Source organism: Streptomyces sp. NPDC007157 (genome assembly GCF_040634235.1).
Classification (GTDB): Bacteria; Actinomycetota; Actinomycetes; order Streptomycetales; family Streptomycetaceae; genus Streptomyces.
In genome coordinates this window covers 330804-348541 of sequence record NZ_JBEYFE010000004.1, presented here as the reverse complement: position 1 = coordinate 348541, position 17738 = coordinate 330804, and the positions used below count along the sequence as shown (strand labels likewise).

Genomic DNA, 17738 nt, shown 5'->3' with positions numbered 1-17738 from the left:
CTGCTGAATCGCCGTTCGCCCCTACTTGACCGCGCCGGCCAGCCCGTTGACGAAGAACCGCTGCAGCACGATGAAGATCAGGACGATGGGGAGCAGGGTGATGACCGACCCCGCGCACACCAGCGTCCAGGCGGTGGAGTTCTGGCCGATGAAGTTGAACATGCCCACTGACAGCGTGTGCAGCTCGGGGCGGGAGAGGGTGAAGACCAGTGGGACGAAGAAGCTGTTCCAGGCGTTGATACAGGCGAAGAGGCCCACGGTCGCCAGCATCGGCCCGGACAGCGGCAGCATGATCCGCCAGAAGATCTGGTGGAAGCTCGCCCCGTCCACGCGGGCCGCGTCCTCGAGCCCCCGGTCGATCGTCGTGAAGTAGCCCATGAAGAGGAAGGTGCCGAAGACCATCCCGCCCGCCGACTGGACGATGACCACCGCCCAGAGGGTGTTGAGGAGATGGAGCCGCTGGATCAGGTCGAAGACCGGGATGATCGTGTAGCCGTGCGGCAGGAAGAGCGTCACCCCGACCAGGCCCAGCCAGAGCTTCTTGCCGGGGAAGTCGGTACGGGCGAGGACATAGCCCGCCATGGAGGTGGCGAGCAGGGTGACGACGACCGTACCCATGGCGAACAGCACCGTGTTGACGAAGAACCGGCCGAAGTCCGCCTGTGTCCAGGCCTCGCTGTAGTTGGACCAGCGGAACTCGGACGGGATCGGGTTCAGTCCGCCGGAGAAGAAGCCGTCGGTGCTCTTCAGTGAGCTTCCCAGCGCCCACAGGAACGGGTAGAGCCAGATGAGCCCGCCGCCGAGCAGGGCGAGATGGAGCAGGCCGCGCCGGCCTCGGCGCAGGCTCAGCCGCGGACGCGGGGACAGTGTGGACATCGACGAAACCCCTTCACTGGTCGGCGGCCGTGCGCCGTCGGCTGATCTGGCGCAGGGCGAGGACCTGCAGAGCGGAGAAGACGATGAGCAGCAGTCCGTAGAGGAACGAGGCCGCGGAGGCCAGGCCGATGTCGGGCTGGGCGGCCGAGCCCGGGGAGCCGCCGAAGGCCAGGTGGTAGATGTACGTGTTGACGACTTCGGTGGCGAAGTACGGGCCACCGCCGGTGAGGACCTGCACCAGGTCGAAGACCTGGAAGCTGCCGATGAAGGCCAGCACGACGATGACGACGCCGACTTGGCGCAGCATCGGGATGGTGATGCGGAAGAAGGACTGCACCGGGCCGCAGCCGTCGAGCTTCGCCGCCTCGTACAGTTCCGCCGGGATGGTCTGCAGGCCGGCCAGGAAGTAGACGAGGTTGTAGCCGAGGGTGTGCCAGATACCGATCGCGATGATCACGGCCAGGGCGGTGTGCGGGTCGCCGAGCCAGTCGATGTGCCCGTCGGTCACCCCGGTCCTGGCGAGCAGGCTGCCGGCCGAGTCGCCGAAGTTGGCGAGCATGAGCTGGATGACCACTCCGACGACCGCGGCGGAGGTGACGACGGGGATGAAGTAGACGGTCCGGAAGAACAGCGCGAACTTGAGCTTCGGGTTGTTCAGCACCAGCGCGAGGGCCAGCGCCAGCACCAGTTGCACCGGGACGAGCACGAACGCGTAGACGAAGGTGTGCTGGACCGCGCCCCAGAAGATGCGGTCCTGCAGGATCTGCCGGAAGTTGGCGAGGCCCACGTAGTCGCCGGGTTCACCGATGCCGTTCCAGCGGTAGAAGGTGTAGCCGAAGGAGGCGAAGATCGGGTAGATCACAAAAGCCAGCAGTAGCACGGCCATCGGGGCCAGATAGGCGTACGACCACTTGGCGGCGCGGATGCGGTGCCAGAGGCCGACCCGGGGAGCGACCGGTGGTGCGGTCCGGGGCGGCAGCCGGCGCCGGCGGGTGGCGAGGAGTGACATGTCGGCTGCTCAGGCCTTCTTCGTGGAGTACGGCTTGGTGGGGTCCCAGTCCGCGAAGACGTAGTCGGACGTGCTGACCTTCTTGCCCTGCTTGGCCACGGCGGCGACCGCGTCGGAGAGGAGCTGGAACTTCTTGTCGGCCAGGCCGCTCAACGCGCTCTGTACGTCCTTGATCTGGCCGGTGTAGACGCCGGTCACCACATCGCCGATGTCGGGCTTGGGAGCGCCGGGCGCGACGCCGGCCAGCTCCGGGTTGCGTACCAGGGGCACCGGGCCGCGCAGCACCTGCTGGGTCATGCCGACGAAGGCGGCGAAGGGCTTGGAGTCGATGCCGTGCGGGTCGTTGTTCGCGGGGTGGGCCGAGACGCCGTTGAGGTCCTGCACCCAGCGGCGTCCGGCGGCGGGGGACGTCAGCGCGTCCAGCCACTGGAACGCCTGGTGCGCCTTCTTGCTCTTGGCGGAGACCGCGGCGAAGGAGCCGTTGCCGACCGGGTCGGCGTAGTAGTAGCCCTGCGGGGTCGCGGTGGGCGAGGGCAGGGTGACGAGGCTGTAGTCGGTGAACTTGTGCTGGGTCCACTCGGGTTGGTTCCACACGCCGCCGACGGTCATGCCGAACTTGCCGCGCTCGAAGAAGGCGCGGGCCGCCTCGTCGGACAGGCTCACGGAGTTGGGGTGGAAGAAGCCGCGCTTCTTCCACTCGACGAACAGCTCCAGGAAGTCCGCGTACGAGCGGTCGGTGCCGAACGTCCACTTGCCGACGCGGTAGTCCATGCCGGTTCCCGCGCCGGTGGGGGCGCCGCCGGGGGCGCCGGCGCCGCGTACGAACAGGTCCAGCCACCATGCGAGGACGCCGATGCCGTCGGCGTTGCCGAAGCCGAGGCCGTACGACTTGCCACCGCTCTTCTTGGTGATCGTCTGGGCGGCGCTGGTCACCTCGTCCCAGGTCCTGGGTGTCTTCACGGTCCCGTCCGGGTTCGTCAGGCCGACGGACCTGAAGACGCCGTGGTGGATGTAGAGCTGGTACAGCGGGCCCGAGCCCTTCAGCGGGGCCGAATAGACCTTGCCGTCAAAGACGTTGGCGCCTTCCAGGAAGGTGCCCTCGGGGAAGCGCGACTGCCACTTCGGTGTCGCCCACTCGTCGAGCGGCCGCAGCCAGCCCTTGGCGACCTGCTCGGCGACGCTCGGCACCTGCGGGATCATGAAGACGTCCGGCGGGTTGCCGCTGCGGTTGGCGAGCGCGACCAAGTCGGCGTACTTGGCGTTCTGTTGGGTGGTCTTCTTGACGCTGACGCCGCTACGGCCCTTCTCGAAGAGATCGATCTCCTTGTCGACCCAGGGAGCTTGGGTGACGTACCAGTCCCAGTAGGTGAGGGCGTTGGCCGACGAGGGGGAGGAGCCGGAGCCGCATGCGGTCAGGCCGCCGCCCAGGGCGAGGGTGCCGGCGCCGAGTGCGGCGGTGCGCAGGAGGCCGCGTCTGGAGACGTTCGACGATGTCATCTGGTGTTCCTCCGAGGCGGAGAAGAGGGATGCCGATCGGCGCGTAACGTTCAGTGAACCGTTTACAGTAACCGGGACGCTAAGGGTGCATGTCATGGCCGTCAAGAGGTTCGACGACGCTTGACGAGTCGATCCTCGCGGCGCCAGAAGCCCGGTAGCCCCGATCTCTGCCAGGGCATAGAGAAACTCTGACAAGTTGTGTAACTTTTTCATCGGTGTTACTCACATCGGCTGTTCACCGGGGCAAGGAGAAGCAGAGCATGGCTCAAGGTCGGGGTTCCGCGGGGCGGGCGACGATTCGTGACGTGGCATCGCGCGCGGGCGTGTCCGTCGCCACCGTCTCGCGGATCCTCAGCGGGGCGTACACGGCGCCCCCGGCTACGCACGAGCGGGTCATGCAGGCCGCGCGCGACCTCGACTACGTGGTCAACGCCAACGCCCGTTCCCTCAGCACGGCGTCGGGGATGGTCGCGATGGTGGTCAACGACATCACCTCGCCGTTCTTCATGAACGTCGCCTCCGGAGTGGAGGAGCAGGCCGTCGCCGACGGCCGGGTCTGCCTCGTCTGCTCCACCCAGGGTGTCCCGGAGCGCGAGCTGTCGGTGATCAACCTGATGCGTCAGCGCGGCGTGGAGGCGATCATCCTGGTCGGCGGCATGGCCGAGACCGAGGAACATCTCGCCCAACTCGCCGCGGCCGCCGAGGGGATGGACCGGGCCGGCGCCCGCCTGGTGCTCTGCGCCCGGCCGTGGAAGGGCGCGAAGGCGCCAGTGGACGTGGTGGAGTGCGACATGGAGAGCGGCGCCTTCGCCGCCACCAGCCACCTGCTCTCCGCCGGGCACACCCGGGTCGCCCACCTGGCGGGTCCGCACGAGTTCAGCGTGGCGGGCCAGCGCCTCGAAGGGTACGAACGGGCACTGCGCGCGCACGGCATCAAACCCGATCCGGCGCTCGTCGCCGAGAGCGACATGACGCGCGAGTCAGGATACGAAGCGGCCTGCCGGCTGCTCACCGGCACCGACGCCACCGCCATCTTCTGCGCCAGCGACATGAGCGCCGCCGGTGCCATCGCCGCCGCCCGCGACCTGGGCCGCTCCGTCCCCGGCGACCTCTCCGTGGTCGGCTTCGACGACATCCCGCTCGCCGAGGACCTCTACCCGCGACTGACCACCGTGCATGTCCCCCAGCAGGAACTCGGCCGCTCCGCCACCCGCCTCGCCCTGCACCGCCGCCCCACCGATCCGCCGAGCCGCCGTGTGGTGCTCGGCTCGCACGTCGTCGTACGCCAGTCGGTGGCGCCCCCAGCCCGCCTCAACACCGTCGGAAAGGCGGATAGTTGATACCCGAAGACCGGCTCCTCTCCCCGTACACCGGCTGGACGCGTGCGCACTGGGAGGCGCTGGCCGACGCGCAGCTGGCCGCCGTCCGCCCGTACGCCACCGACCGGCACGCCCTGCTCCATCTGCCCGGACCCGTCAGCCGTAACGGCCGGCACAGCGACGGCCTCGAAGGCTTCGCCCGCACCTTCCTGCTCGCCGGCTTCCGCCTGGCCCACTCCGGCGACACCGACCCGGGCGGCCACGCCGCGTGGTACGCCGAGGGCCTGGCCGCCGGCACCGATCCGCGCTCGCCGGAGCGCTGGCCGAGCCTGCGTGAGTGCGGGCAGGCCAAGGTGGAGTGCGCGTCGGTGGCGATCGCGCTGCACGAGACGCGGCCGTGGATCTGGGACCGGCTGGACGACGGCGTACGGCAGCGGATCGTCGCCTGGATGACGGACCTGCTCGGCAGCGACGTCCCCGACAACAACTGGGTCTGGTTCCGGGCGATCACGTCGGCGTTCCTGCGCTCGGTCGGCGCGCCGTGGAGCGCGCCCGACATCGACCACGCGATCGCACGGACGGAGGAGTGGTACGCGGGCGACGGCTGGTACGCCGACGGGGGCGGCAGGGGCGGCACGTTGCGGCACTTCGACTACTACTCGGGCTGGGCCATGCAGTACTACCCACTGTGGTACTGCCGCATCTCCGGCACCGCAGCGGACTCCACCCTGCTCCCCCGCTATCGTGCCCGGCTGCGCCGCTACCTCGACGACGCCCAGCACCTCGTGGCGGCCGACGGCGCCCCGTTGTACCAGGGCCGCTCCCTCACGTACCGCTACGCGATGCTGTGCCCGCTGTGGACCGGAGCCGTCTTCGACGCCACTCCCCTGCCGGCGGGCCGCACCCGGCGCCTGGCCAGCGGGGTCCTGCGGCACTTCACCGAAGCCGGCTGCTTCGACGGGCGCGGGCTGCAACCGCTGGGCTGGCACGGGGAGTTCCCGGCCATCCGGCAGCCGTACTCCGGGCCGGGCTCGCCGTACTGGTCGAGCAAGGGCTTCGCCGGACTGGTGCTGCCCGCCGAACATCCGGTGTGGGCGGAGAAAGAGGAGGCGCTGCCGATCGAGACCCGGGACGTGCGGCGGACGCTGACCGCCCCGGGGTGGCTCGTCTCCGGCACTGCCATCGACGGGGTCGTACGCGTTGTCAACCACGGCAGCGACCACGCCGTCGGCGACGGCGTCGACGCCGAGGCGGACGACCCGGCCTACGGCCGCCTGGCCTACGCCTCGCACGCCGCGCCCGACAGTACGGAGGCGAGCCTGAACGACCCGCTCGACTCGCACGTCGCCCTGCTCGACGCCGAGGGGCGGCCTTCTCATCGCCGCCCGCTGACCCGGTTGCACCTGGGTGTCCGCACCGCCATCTCCCGACAACGCGCCCACTGGCCGCTCGGCCCGGTACCCGCCCCGTACGCCCACGACCCCGCGCCCGCTTTCCGTACGGGCCCGTGGATCACGACGGCGTCCATGCTGAACGGCCCACTGGAGGTACGGCTCGCGCGCGTCGACGGCCCGGTTCAGGAACCGCTGCGGCTACGGCTCGGCGGCTACTGTCTGGCCGCCGCCGAACCGCCGCTCGGGTACGAGGAGACCGGTCCTGTCGCCTGGGTGCGGCGCCCAACCGGTATCGCCAGCACGGTGGTTGGGCTGCGCGGCTTCGACCAGGCGGGCATCGCCACCGCGCGGGACGCCAACGCCTTCGGCCCGCACTCGGCGACGCCCTGGCTGGCTACGGCCGCGGAGGTCGAACCGGGCACGGTGTACGCCGCGTTGGTCTGCCTCTCCGGAGCGGTCGAGGGGGCGGGCGCGGCCGAAGGCGTACGGCTGGAGGTCTGTCACGACGGTGCCGGCACCGCGCTCGTCTCCGTCGCCTGGCCCGACGGCACCCAGGACAACGTGCGCCTGGAGCCGCCGAGTTGACCGGCAGGTCGCGATCAGGTGCCGTACGCCCCAATCACGTGCCGTCGATGAGACGGACGGCGATCGCGGGACTGAACTGCCCGGCGGGGACCGTCGGTGCGATGCCGCACTGTCCGTCGGAGTTGCCCGGTGTCTTGACCCACAGCAGCAGGTCCTCGCCGCCGCCCACGCGCGCGGTGACGCCGAGTTTGCGCCCGGCCGGGTTGCACCATTCGCCGTTGGAGCCGTTGCCGTTGCGGCTGGTGTCGACGACGAAGTGGGAGCCGCCGCCGAGCGCCGAGTTGATCGAGTTGCCGTAGGTCTCCGAGGACGAGGTGGTGTAGAAGTTCGAGACGTTCAGGGCGAAGCCGCGAACGGCGGCCACGCCCGCGGACTTCAGCCGGCTCGCCATGGTCGCGGGGGCGACCCAGTTCGTGTGTCCGGCGTCCAGGTAGGCCCAGGTGTTGGGTGCCTTCTGCTGGAACATCTGGGCGGCGTAGGCGAGCATCGTGAGTCGGTCGGTGGTCTGCGCGCTGGTCAGGCAGCTGAAGTCCGACAGGGCGTCCGGCTCGATGACGACCACCGCGGGGCGGTCGCCCACCGCTGCCGCGAAGGTCGAGATCCAGGTGCGGTACTCGGCCACGCTGCCCGCGCCGCCGGACGACTCGCCGCCGCACGCGTCCCGGAGCGGGATGTTGTAGGCGACGAGAACCGGCAGCTTGTCGTGGCTGTCGGCGGCACCGACATAGCCGGCGACGGCCGGTCCGATGCCCCCGCTCTCGGCGGCGAACCAGCGGGCGATCGGCTGGGAGGCGATGGCCGACTGGATACCTGCGGCACGGGTGTCGGAGGGGTTGTTGCGGACCCAGACGGCCGGGCCGGAGTCGGGGTTGGAGTAGAAGCCGCTCGTCAGGGAGACGGGGTCGGCGGCGGCCGCCGGACCGGCCGCCAGGAGCGGCATCGGTGCGACGAGCAGGCAGATCAGGCCGGTTCGGAGCGTGACGGTTTTGAGTGAGGCGGTTTTGAGCAGGGCTTTCCAGCGCATGGTGAGTCCCTATCTCTGGGGGCGGGGCTGCCGTGGGCCCCTCGGCTCGGCCCCGTCCGCGCTCGTCCAGGCGCGGGCGGAGCCACGGCGGTACGTGCGTTCAGGCCGCGGCGTTCAGGCCGCGGTGCTCAGCGCGCGGAGTCGGCGGCGAAGGCCGCCACCCAGGCGAGCGCGGAGTTCCAGTTGATGGCGACCTCGTTGGTCGAGTACGCGTAGATGTCGTCGATGTAGCAGGTGGCGGGGGCGCAGCCGACCAGGTTCTGTTGCGCGACCGGGTCCTGGAGGGCGGAGTCGGGGCCGCCGGCCAGTGAACCAGGCGGCGGGCTGGGCAACTTGGGGTCGATCTGGTGGGCCCAGATGCGGTTGTGCTGGTTGTGGCTGACCCGGGTGCCGTAGCCGGTGACGAAGGACTGGTTCAGGGCATTGCGGCCGAGGAGGTAGTCCAGCGACTCCAGGGCGGCACTGCGGTAGCTGTCCCGGTGGGTGAGGTCGTAGGCGGTCGCGATGACCATGGCGTTGTTCGCGGTGACGCTGTTCGAGCCCCAGACGTAGGCGCCGTCGGTGGGCAGGTTGGGGTTCGGGTAGCCCTGCGACCGCTCGTCCCGTACGAACCCGTCCGCGACGGCGAGGACCCGCTTGCGGGCGGCGGCGACCATGCGGTGCGGGAAGCGGCTCGGCAGCCGGACGACGGTGAGATCGGCGAGCGCGCCGGTGTCGCGCCAGGAGAACCCGGCCGAGGTCATCTTCGTGTCGATCCGGGACAGATAGGCAGGGTCGTGCGTGGTGGCGTACAGCTCGGTGGCGGCCCACGAGAACTCGTCGGACACGTCCGTGTCGGCGTACGCTCCCCCTCCGACGCTGTCGCCACTCGGGGCGTACACGTCGGGATGGGCGAGCGCGGCCTTCCAGGCGGACTTGGCCGCGGTCAGGCACCTGCGTGCGAAGGCCCCGTCGTAGCGGGCCCATACCCGGGCGCACTGAGCACCCGCGGCTGCCAGGTTGAGGGTGGCGGCCGTGGACGGCGGGTGCAGGTAGCGGAGTTGGGAATCCTGGTCGGGCCGGGTGGGCAGGGCGGTCCAGGCCAAGTCGTGGACCTTGTGGTGAACCATGCCGGCCAGCGGCTCACCCGCGGGCACCTGCATGCTCAGCAGGAACTCCGTCTCCCAGCGGGACTCGTCGAGTACGTCCGGGACGCGGTTGTCGTTCTCCGGGATGCTCAGCAGTCCGTCACGCAGCCCCGCGGTGTCCCCCTGGCTGCGGGAACGTTCGTACTCGTCCATCAACTGCCAGTCGGCGAGCGCACCGTTGACGACGTACTTGCCCTGGTCGCCCGCGTCGTACCAGCCGCCCTGGACATCCAGCGAGTAGTCGCAGGTACCGGGCAGGCAGGGCACGTCCGTGTCGCCCTTGTTGGGTACCACGCCGACGTGTCCGGCGGGCCGGGCGTAGGCGTCACCGGCGTACCGGGCCTCGATGGGCGTGCCGCTGCGGACGGCGTAGAAGTAGCCGAGGGCGTCCTTGCGCAGGGCCGTGTAGGGATTGTCCGCGATGGCGAACGGATAGCTGGTCGCCGTACCGACCGCGAGCGTGTAGCCCGTACCGGCCGTGTGGACCGAGCTGAAGTCGGCGATGTGCACATGGTCGCCGGAGGCGGCGTCCGTGCCCTGCACGTGGGTGCGTCCGGTCTTCACGACCGCGCCCGCGGCGTCGAGCAGGTGCCAACGCACGGGCGTCGCCGAGGCGTCGACGATGGACGCCTTCTTGGGACCGTGGACGGCGTAGCCGTACTGGTTGGTACGCACCGGGGAGCCGAAGTCGCGCCCGCCGCCGGGTGGTGTCGCGCCGCCGGTGAGGGAGACGTCGTCGAGGCACAGGGTGAACGGCTGGGTGGCGCCGCCCTGTTGGAAGGACAGCTGGGCGTGCAGGTCGGCGCTCGTGGACGTGCCGGTGAACTGGAAGGTCTTGGGCGTGCTGGTGACGGCGGCGGTCTTGTTCAGGGTGGTCGTGAACGGTGCGGCGGGCAGCTGCAGTACGGCGTGGAGGGACACGTCCCGGGTAGCGGAGGCGGTGAAGCGCAGCGTGTAGGGCCGGCCGGCCTCCAGTGGGATGTCGTTCTGGCCGATCATGGAGTCCCATACGTTGACGGTCCCTGCGGGGACGTCGGCGCACAGCCGGCCGAGGTCGATGGTGGACGGCGTGTTGGCGCTGCTCCACCAGGGGGTCTTCACGCTGTCGAACGTGCCGTTGAGCACCCGTTCGTAGTCCGCGGCGTGCGCGGGCGTCGCGGCCAGGGCGACGGTCAGGACGGGTGCGAGGAAGGCTGCACCCCATCTGGCTCTGTGGGACATACCGGGCCCTTCTCGATCGTAGGGTTCCCGGCTCGCTTCGGCGTCAGTGCCAGATGTTCGGCGGGGGCACCGAGGCTGTCAAGCCTTGGAACACGGGAGTCTTTTCTGTGTCCGAACACTTCACAGACCGAACGTGCCGCTCCTAGCCTGCGACTGTAAGCGCTTCCAGTTTTTCGCTGGAAGCATCGCGCAAGCACCGGCCGAGCTGCGGCGTCAACCCAGGTCAGTGGTGAGATTCGCACCCAGAACGACAGCATTCCGATTGTCATCGCTCTCAATTTCTCGCAGGTGGAGGTTCAACTCAGTGAGCATGTTCGATCCCGGCTTCCTGTGGGGCGCCGCCACATCGAGCTACCAGATCGAGGGCGCGGTCACGGAGGACGGCCGGGGTCCCTCCATCTGGGACACCTTCGCGGCCACCCCGGGCGCCGTCCGGGACGGTGACACCGGAGCCGTCGCGGCCGACCACTACCACCGCTTCTCCGGGGACATCGCGCTGATGGCCGAACTCGGCCTGCGCGCCTACCGGTTCTCCCTCGCCTGGCCCCGGATCCAGCCCGCCGGCTCCGGCCCGGTCAACCAGCGCGGCCTTGACTTCTACCGTCGTCTGACCGACACCCTCCTCGACCACGGCATCGAGCCCTGGCCCACCCTCTACCACTGGGACCTGCCCCAACCGTTGGAGGACGGCGGCGGCTGGCCGGTCCGGGACACCGCCGAGCGGTTCGCCGAGTACGCCGCGCTCGCGCACGAGGCGCTGGGCGACCGCATCACCCACTGGACCACCCTCAACGAGCCGTGGTGCTCGGCCTTCCTCGGCTACGCCACGGGCCGCCACGCCCCGGGCCGCCGCGAACCCGCGGCCGCCGTACGCGCCGCCCACCACCTGCTGCTCGGACACGGCCTGGCCGCGGAGGCCATACGGGGTGAGGCCCGCGTCGGCCTCACGCTCAACCTCACCCACGTCACCCCGCTTCACGCCGAGCCCGCCGACCTGGACGCCGCCCGCCGCATCGACGGCATGCAGAACCGTCTCTTCCTCGACCCGCTGCTGCGCGCCGCCTACCCCGACGACGTGCTCGACGACCTCCACGAAGTCACCGCCTTCGGGCACATCCACGACGGCGACCTGAAGAGGATCGGGGCTCCGCTGGACCACCTCGGCATCAACTACTACGCACCGATGCTGGTCGCCGGCAGCTCGACGCCGAACCAAACCGCCTATGTGGGCTCACCGTTGGTCCGGATCGCCGACGGCGGCCGTCCGAGAACCGCGATGGGCTGGGAGATCGACGAGAGGGGACTCCTGGAGCTCCTCCTGCGCCTCAAGAACGACTACCCGGCCGTACCCCTGTACATCACGGAGAACGGTGCCGCCTTCGACGACGTGGTGCAGCACGACGGGGTGCATGACACGGACCGGATCGCCTACCTGGACGGCCATCTCCGCTCCTGCGCACAGGCGATCAGCCGTGGCGTGCCGCTGCAGGGCTACTTCGTCTGGTCGCTGCTGGACAACTTCGAGTGGTCCTTCGGCTACGCCCCCCGCTTCGGCATCGTGCACGTCGACTACACGACCCAGCGCCGCACGCCCAAGGACAGCGCCCGCTGGTACGCCGAGGTCATCCGCCGCAGCGGCCTGTGACGCGGTTCGCGCTTACAGTGCTGCTACTCGCCACCCCGCCCGTACGAACAGGAGCAGCCCCCACATGACCAGACGGCCGCCGACGCTCGACGAGGTGGCGCTGCGCGCCGGGGTGTCCGTCGGAACCGTCTCGCGTGTGATCAACAACCGCCGGCACGTCAGCACGAAGGCACGGCAGGCAGTGGAGAGCGCCGTGGCGGAGCTGGGCTATGTGCCCAACGTCGCGGCCCGCTCGCTCGCCTCGCAGCGCCGCGGCGCGGTGGTGCTGGCGATCTCCAGCGACGATCCCGCGCTGTTCGCCAACCTCTTCTTCGCGGAGGTGATCACCGGTGTCAACGCGGTCATCGAGGAGACCGACCTCGAACTGCTGCTGGTCCTGGCCGCCTCGGAGCGGGGCCGGGCCCGGCTCGCCCGCATCCTCCAGTCGCGGGGTGCGGACGGCGTCATGCTGCTGGCCCTGCGCGAGAACGATCCGCTGGCGAAGGTGGCCGAGGCAGGCGGCGTCCCCGTCGTGCACGGAGGCCGCCCCCTGGGCCGGGCCCCGCGCTGGTACGTGGACGCCGACAACCGGGGCGGGGCCCGCCAGGCCGTGGAGTACCTGATCTCGACGGGCCGCCGCGCCATCGCAACCGTCACCGGCCCGCTCGACATGCACGCCGGCGTCTCCCGCTACCTGGGCTTCCGTGAGGCGGTCGCCGTGGCCGGCTTGACGGACCACCGCGTGGCCCACGCCGACTTCAGCGAGGCGGGCGGCGCCGCGGCGACTGCCCGCCTGCTCGACGAACACCCGGACCTGGACGCGGTGTTCGTCGCCTCGGACGCCATGGCCGCCGGCGCCCTGCGGGTCCTGCGCGAGCGCGGCCGCGCCGTCCCCGAGGACGTCGCGGTCGTCGGGTTCAACGACATCCTCACAGCCCAGCACACCCAGCCGGCCCTGACGACGATCCACCAGCCCATCGTGGCCCTCGGCCGCGAGATGACCCGCATGCTGGTACGCGTGCTGAGCGGCGAGGAGCCGACGCCTCTCATCCTGCCGACGGACCTGGTCATCAGGGGATCCGCGTAGCACGGCAGTCCGAAGCCTGACGAGGGTCATGGTGCCGGGTTGACCTCGTCGCGGTCTGCCCGTCGCTCGATGGCGAAGCCGTGCAGATAAAGATCGCGAAGGACGCCGAGTTCGGCACCGTGGTGAGAGGCTTCGTCCAAGGCGTGCAGAGCCAGCAGCAGGTAGCTCTCGTGACCGTAGACACCAGCGACGGGGCCCATGGGCCGGAGAAGACCGTCATCGCCGAGGGATTCGACGTGGTTGCGGAACCGGGTCCAGTCGTTGGCCAGCGCCTGGATGCCTTCGATCGCCGTGCCCGGCCACAGATGCCGGTCCTCATCCTGGGGATCGTCACCGAAGAAGCGTCCATAGCCGCGCAGGCAGTCCGCCCCGATGTGCCAGACACGCCACCCGATCGTCGTGAACGGCGCCGGACGCACATCACCTGCGGATCGCGGGTCGGCACGGAACATCGTGCCCGCAGCCGACCTGAGCGTCATGCAGGAGGCGACGGGCTCCCACAGATATTCGGCGTCGGTGAGCCCGTCAAGGCGAGCGAAGGTTCTGGAACGCACGTCCTCGAAGGTTTCGAGCAGGTCGCGGGTGACGGGGCCGGGCGAGGTCATTGGCTGCTCCAGGTTCGCCGACAGATACGGCCACCGTTGATCATCGGCGTGTGAAAACTGAAGATCATGCGGTGACCGCGAGTCACAGAGTAGGCCCGCCCCGCCGGCAGGAGGTGCGTTTCGTCTCCACCTGATGGTGCCGGGCCTGGTCGGCGGGATGAGTGAGATCGAGCCGTACCCCAGTGGGTCGGTTGGCGCTGTCGCTGAGCGTCGTGCGACGGGCCGGCCTCCGAACAGCGTCCGAGGAGAAGACCAAGCCCAAAGTCCCCTATGACAACACGGAGTTGGTCTTCCCTCAGTCGTGAGTCGTCGATCACTCTCAGGTACGATGCGGAGAATGAGCTCTGCGGCCGTGTTCCTGCTGGGTATGGTCGGCGCGCTGGCGCCGGAGATCGTTCGCCTCTACGAGATCCGCAACGATCCCGAACGGTTCCAGTGGTCGTGGTTCTACCTCACAGTCTCGCTCGCCTTCTCGGCGCTCGGCGGTGTCCTGGCGCTGGCGCTGCCGGCGACCACCTACTGGGGCGCCCTGTACGTCGGGGTGTCGACGCCGGTCCTGGTGAATTCCATCGTGCGCAAGGGACGCGAGCGCGCCCGCACGCAGCTGCGCTCGTGGCCGCCGACCGTCACGCGGTACTCGCTGGTCGACTCCTACGTGTACGGGTTGTAGGCCGTGGATCTCGGCCTGTCGCACGGGATCAGGTTCCGCTTCGACGGCGGTCTCCTCAGTGCGGCCCTGCTCGACATGCACCGCAAGTCGCCGCTCCCCCTTCGAGAGCGGATGCTCGGCGCGGGGGTGCGGCCTGCAGCGCTGCCCGTGGCAGAGCTGGCGACCACGCGGGTGAGGCAGCACCTCGGGGCGGGCACGCGGGAACTCGAACTGGTCACACCGCGGGACGAGGGACCCGCCGTTGCGCTCGAACTGCGCTTTGACCTGGACGTCCCGGTGGACTGGTGCCTGAAGGTGAAGGGGACCCCAAAACCGTTCGACCGGGGCGTGGCCTACTCCCTGCCCGGTCGGGTCACGCTCACCGTCGAGGCGGCCGTGCCGTGTGCGATCGACGGCGACGAGGTGCGCCTGTCGTTACCGGCAGGCAGCTCCGAGGTGGTCCTGGCGCTGACCAGCCTGCCAGTGTTCAACGTCGGTGACACGGTCGTGGTGTGCCGCCCCGACCAGATACGGGAGGCGGCCGTCGTGGCGTCCTGCCTCCCCGCGGACCGGCTGACGCCCATCGTCGCAGTCGAACCGCCGCCTATGGCCGAGGCGGAATTCATCGAGCTGTACGAGGAGTTCAAAAGCAGTCAGGACAAGTCGATGCGGAGCATCGGTGCGCGGCTGGGTCTGGACGAGGTACTGGCCGGTGGTCCGGAGGTGCAGCGGCAGACCCTGCTGGACATAGCCGAGCACCAGCGGCTTGGCAAGGCGCTGAGCCAATACCGGTCCTGGGCCAAGCACAACGAGATGGTGTCCGGGCTGTTGTCGCGGATGAGCGTCGAACGTGCCGTGTTCCTCTCCGACTTCAGCCCCGAGGAACTCAACACCCTCGACCCCGCCCTCCGCAGAGGGGCGAACCGCCTGTGGGCCGCGCACACCGGGGAGGACGAGGGCGACCCAGACGACGGGATGTTCGCGGACGTCCCGGAGAAGCTGCGCCTGCGGTGGAGCGGACTGGCCGAACTCACCAGCGTCGCCTGGCAGTCGCTGCGCGAGCCGGGCGGCGAGCCGGAGCGCACGATCGAGGTCTCCACCGACGACCGCGCGAGCTATGTAGCCGCGCTGTTCACCGCGCTGCGCACCGGCGCGGCCCTGCGTGCGGTCGACGGTCCCGGCACACCGCTCGACGAGCTGTTCGCGGAGACCAATCCGGATTCCGACGAGGCGACGCTGGTCGAGAACACCGCCGACGTGAACGCGCTGTTGGGCGCGGTGTACGCCCATCACCGCGGCGCGCGCCTGGTGGTCACGCCACCGCCGGACCTGGAGCCAGTCCGGCGAGCGGTCGACGAGCAGCAGCGGCGGATCACCGCGGGCGCGCGCCTCGACGAGGAGACGAAGGGCGTCGACGCCGGCGGGAGACTGCGGCGATGGCTGTCCACCGGCGGCAGAAACCCTTATCGGGCCCTGGAAGAGGCGGTGACCGCGCAGGTCCCGCCGGCCGCGCTCGCCTCCGTCGGCGAGCGCAGGCTCACCGCGTTCACCACCGGTCTGCCGTACTCGTTCGTCCGCTCCGCGGAGGCCGACTGGTCGCGCAAGCCCATCGGGCACGTCGCAGCCGATCCCGTCCTGATCATCCTCAACGAGGTGTACGGCGAGGGCATCGAACGATCGGCCGGCACATTCAGCCTCGTGTTCGACCCCGGGTTCTTCCGGATCTCGGAGACCGAGGACGTGATGCGCTCAGTGGGCGGCCACTTCACCCATCCCATCCTGCTGCCGGGACCGGACAAGGTCATGCTCGGTGCTCTGATGGCGCTGCCCCAAGACCTGCCGGTGGAGCTGCTGTTCTTCAACACGCACGGCACGGACGACGGGATCGTGCTGGGCGAGCGGTTCGCCCTGGAGAACTGGCGCATTCCGCAGTGGCTGACGCTGCGCCACCGGCCCATCGTGTTCAACAACTCCTGCCAGTCCTGGACGGGCGTCGGCCGGGAGTTCGTCCGGGTCGGCGCCCGCGGCTACATCGGCTCGCTCTGGAGCATCCCGTCGAAGCGGGCAGCCGACTTCGCCCGTATGGTCGTGCACCGCATCACGGCCGAGGAGACCCCGGTCTGTGAGGCCATCGTCGGCACTGGGCTGCCCGCCGGAATCGAGCGGTCGTACATCTACGTGGGCACCGCGAACGGGCGGCTGGACCAGTGGCGGGACCGGGCCGCCACCGCCGGCGAGGCCGCACTCGCGGAGTGCGCGATGCTCGCACGCGTAGCCCGCCGGGACCACGGCGCCATGGCCCGCCTCCTGCACAAGGAGATTACGGGACTGCGTCGTGCCGTCGAGCGCACACCTCACCGCGACACGCTGTCCTACCTGGATGTTCTGCTGGACGAGCTCGCGCTGACCGCCAGGGACGACACCGCCGGCGAGGAGGCGGTACAGCAGCTCGTCGCGCGGATCGACGGCCTGCTGGATCGGCTGGACCTCCCGGCGGAGACCGCTGACCAGCGATGGGCCACCCGGTTCGAGCTGACCGGCACTCGGCACGAGCGGCTCGACGACCTGGCGGCGGCACTGGCCGACTTCCGGCGCAGCGTGGCCTACGGCGAGGCCTGCGAAAACCGCCCGAACCTCCTGCTGCGCATGGCACAGCTCCAGATGCGGCACGGCCAGGGAGAGGAAGCCCGGCTGCTGGCCGAAGAGGCACACGACTTGTACCTCCGGCGCGACGACAAGAACGGGCTGCTCCAAACGGTCGGCGTGCTGGGCCAGTTGAGCAAACGGCTCCAGCGCTACGACGAGGCGATGCGCCATGCCCGGGAGGGCTACGCCCGCGCGCTCGAGCTGGAGAACCGGACGCAGCAGGCCGCCTTCATACTCGACGAGGCGATCCTCCACCAGATCGCGGGTGATCCGGACGCCGCGATCGCCGCTGCCACGAAGGCACTGGAACTGGCGCGCATCAACCATGACGACCAGCAGGAACTGGCCGCCGTGGGCAGGCTGTGCACCTCCCACCGCGACAAGGGCGACCTCGACATCGCCGCGCGGTACGCCTCCATCGGACTCGCGCGGGCGGAGAAGCTCGGCATCTCGAGGGAGACGGCGAGCTTCCACTGGGACGTCGCCGAGACGCTGAGGCTGCGCGGCAGGGACGCCGAGGCGCTGGGCCATTACCGGGACTCGGTGGGGCTCCTCGTCGGGATCGGTGCCTGGGAGCTGGCCGCGCCCATGCTCGCCTCGCTCGCGGACTGCGCCACGCGGCTTCAGCACGCGGACGCCCTGTGGTCGGCGGCGGTGTGGGGAAGCACGCTCTGTGCCGCGGTCGAGCAGCACCTGTGGTCCAAGGTGCTGCCGGTTGTGGTCGACGCGTTCAAGAAGGCAATCGAGACGGGCACGTTCGCCACGACCGAGCGGCGCCTCGGCGACCTGTCGGCGGTCGTCACCGCCCGGAGTCGGGAAAGCAGTCCCGTACAGATGCAGTTTCTGGGCGATGTGTTCACCCTCGTCCTGCACTGGCTGGCGGGCGAGGGGCAGGCGGATGTCGTCGGCTTCGCCCGGCACCTGGACGGCCAGGTCGCGGGCGGTGATCTCGGGCTGGAGGAGTTCGTGTCGGCGCCCTACAGCCGACGCGCCCGCAACCATGGCATCCCGCCCGGCAACCGCCCGGGATGACCACCGACGGTGAGCACGCCTAGTGCGCCTCCTCCATGTACGC

Annotated in this window: 12 protein-coding genes; 6 read left to right on the top strand and 6 right to left on the bottom strand. The window is 69.9% G+C overall.

Annotated features, from left to right (window positions below; genetic code table 11):
* Positions 1-21: 21 nt before the first annotated feature.
* The 3 genes from ABZ642_RS09500 to ABZ642_RS09490 are packed head-to-tail and all read right to left on the bottom strand — an operon-like array spanning position 22 to position 3382.
* Positions 22-876, bottom strand: coding sequence for a carbohydrate ABC transporter permease (locus tag ABZ642_RS09500; protein ID WP_360479739.1), 855 nt, complete (start codon positions 874-876; stop codon positions 22-24).
* Positions 877-889: 13 nt separating this feature from the next.
* Positions 890-1885: a sugar ABC transporter permease gene (locus tag ABZ642_RS09495; protein ID WP_360479736.1), complete on the bottom strand. Its 996-nt coding sequence runs from the start codon at positions 1883-1885 to the stop codon at positions 890-892.
* A 9-nt stretch (positions 1886-1894) separates the two neighbouring features.
* The gene (locus tag ABZ642_RS09490) at positions 1895-3382 is read right to left on the bottom strand and encodes an extracellular solute-binding protein (RefSeq protein ID WP_360479733.1); all 1488 of its coding nucleotides are present in this window, start codon (positions 3380-3382) and stop codon (positions 1895-1897) included.
* A gap of 305 nt (positions 3383-3687) precedes the next feature.
* On the opposite strand from ABZ642_RS09490, the gene ABZ642_RS09485 reads away from it, so the two are divergent.
* Positions 3688-4722, top strand: coding sequence for a LacI family DNA-binding transcriptional regulator (locus ABZ642_RS09485; RefSeq protein ID WP_360479730.1), 1035 nt, complete (start codon positions 3688-3690; stop codon positions 4720-4722).
* Entirely contained in the window at positions 4719-6680 is a 1962-nt protein-coding gene (locus ABZ642_RS09480) for a DUF2264 domain-containing protein (protein ID WP_360479727.1), read from the top strand. The genes ABZ642_RS09485 and ABZ642_RS09480 overlap by 4 nt, the downstream gene beginning before the upstream one ends.
* 34 nt (positions 6681-6714) lie before the next feature.
* Here ABZ642_RS09480 and ABZ642_RS09475 read toward each other — a convergent pair whose 3' ends face one another.
* Entirely contained in the window at positions 6715-7704 is a 990-nt protein-coding gene (locus tag ABZ642_RS09475) for a glycoside hydrolase family 6 protein (protein WP_360479724.1), read from the bottom strand.
* A gap of 128 nt (positions 7705-7832) precedes the next feature.
* A complete protein-coding gene (locus ABZ642_RS09470; RefSeq protein WP_360479721.1) occupies positions 7833-10052 on the bottom strand; it encodes a glycoside hydrolase family 9 protein in 2220 nt (739 codons plus the stop codon).
* Between the two features lie 310 nt (positions 10053-10362).
* On the opposite strand from ABZ642_RS09470, the gene ABZ642_RS09465 reads away from it, so the two are divergent.
* Both ABZ642_RS09465 and ABZ642_RS09460 read left to right on the top strand, forming a co-directional pair.
* Positions 10363-11697 (top strand): GH1 family beta-glucosidase, encoded by a 1335-nt coding sequence (locus tag ABZ642_RS09465; protein ID WP_360480199.1) that lies wholly within the window; start codon positions 10363-10365, stop codon positions 11695-11697.
* Positions 11698-11761: 64 nt separating this feature from the next.
* On the top strand, positions 11762-12763 hold the full coding sequence (locus ABZ642_RS09460; protein ID WP_360479718.1) for a LacI family DNA-binding transcriptional regulator: 1002 nt from the start codon (positions 11762-11764) through the stop codon (positions 12761-12763).
* 26 nt (positions 12764-12789) lie between these two features.
* Here ABZ642_RS09460 and ABZ642_RS09455 read toward each other — a convergent pair whose 3' ends face one another.
* Entirely contained in the window at positions 12790-13368 is a 579-nt protein-coding gene (locus ABZ642_RS09455; RefSeq protein ID WP_360479715.1) for a DinB family protein, read from the bottom strand.
* 337 nt (positions 13369-13705) lie between these two features.
* Here ABZ642_RS09455 and ABZ642_RS09450 point away from each other — a divergent pair, with 337 nt between their 5' ends.
* Complete coding sequence (locus tag ABZ642_RS09450) at positions 13706-14038, top strand: hypothetical protein (RefSeq protein WP_360479713.1); 333 nt, start codon at positions 13706-13708, stop codon at positions 14036-14038.
* A 3-nt stretch (positions 14039-14041) separates the two neighbouring features.
* Positions 14042-17695, top strand: coding sequence for a tetratricopeptide repeat protein (locus tag ABZ642_RS09445; RefSeq protein WP_360479710.1), 3654 nt, complete (start codon positions 14042-14044; stop codon positions 17693-17695).
* Positions 17696-17738: the final 43 nt, after the last annotated feature.

What these genes read in the sequence shown, in the direction of transcription:
- ABZ642_RS09465 (WP_360480199.1), top strand. Translation starts at nt 10,363, where the DNA reads ATGTTCGATCCCGGCTTCCTGTGGGGCGCCGCCACATCGAGCTACCAG.
- ABZ642_RS09490 (WP_360479733.1), bottom strand. Translation starts at nt 3,382, where the DNA reads ATGACATCGTCGAACGTCTCCAGACGCGGCCTCCTGCGCACCGCCGCA.
- ABZ642_RS09500 (WP_360479739.1), bottom strand. Translation starts at nt 876, where the DNA reads ATGTCCACACTGTCCCCGCGTCCGCGGCTGAGCCTGCGCCGAGGCCGG.
- ABZ642_RS09495 (WP_360479736.1), bottom strand. Translation starts at nt 1,885, where the DNA reads ATGTCACTCCTCGCCACCCGCCGGCGCCGGCTGCCGCCCCGGACCGCA.
- ABZ642_RS09460 (WP_360479718.1), top strand. Translation starts at nt 11,762, where the DNA reads ATGACCAGACGGCCGCCGACGCTCGACGAGGTGGCGCTGCGCGCCGGG.
- ABZ642_RS09455 (WP_360479715.1), bottom strand. Translation starts at nt 13,368, where the DNA reads ATGACCTCGCCCGGCCCCGTCACCCGCGACCTGCTCGAAACCTTCGAG.
- ABZ642_RS09475 (WP_360479724.1), bottom strand. Translation starts at nt 7,704, where the DNA reads ATGCGCTGGAAAGCCCTGCTCAAAACCGCCTCACTCAAAACCGTCACG.
- ABZ642_RS09470 (WP_360479721.1), bottom strand. Translation starts at nt 10,052, where the DNA reads ATGTCCCACAGAGCCAGATGGGGTGCAGCCTTCCTCGCACCCGTCCTG.
- ABZ642_RS09450 (WP_360479713.1), top strand. Translation starts at nt 13,706, where the DNA reads ATGAGCTCTGCGGCCGTGTTCCTGCTGGGTATGGTCGGCGCGCTGGCG.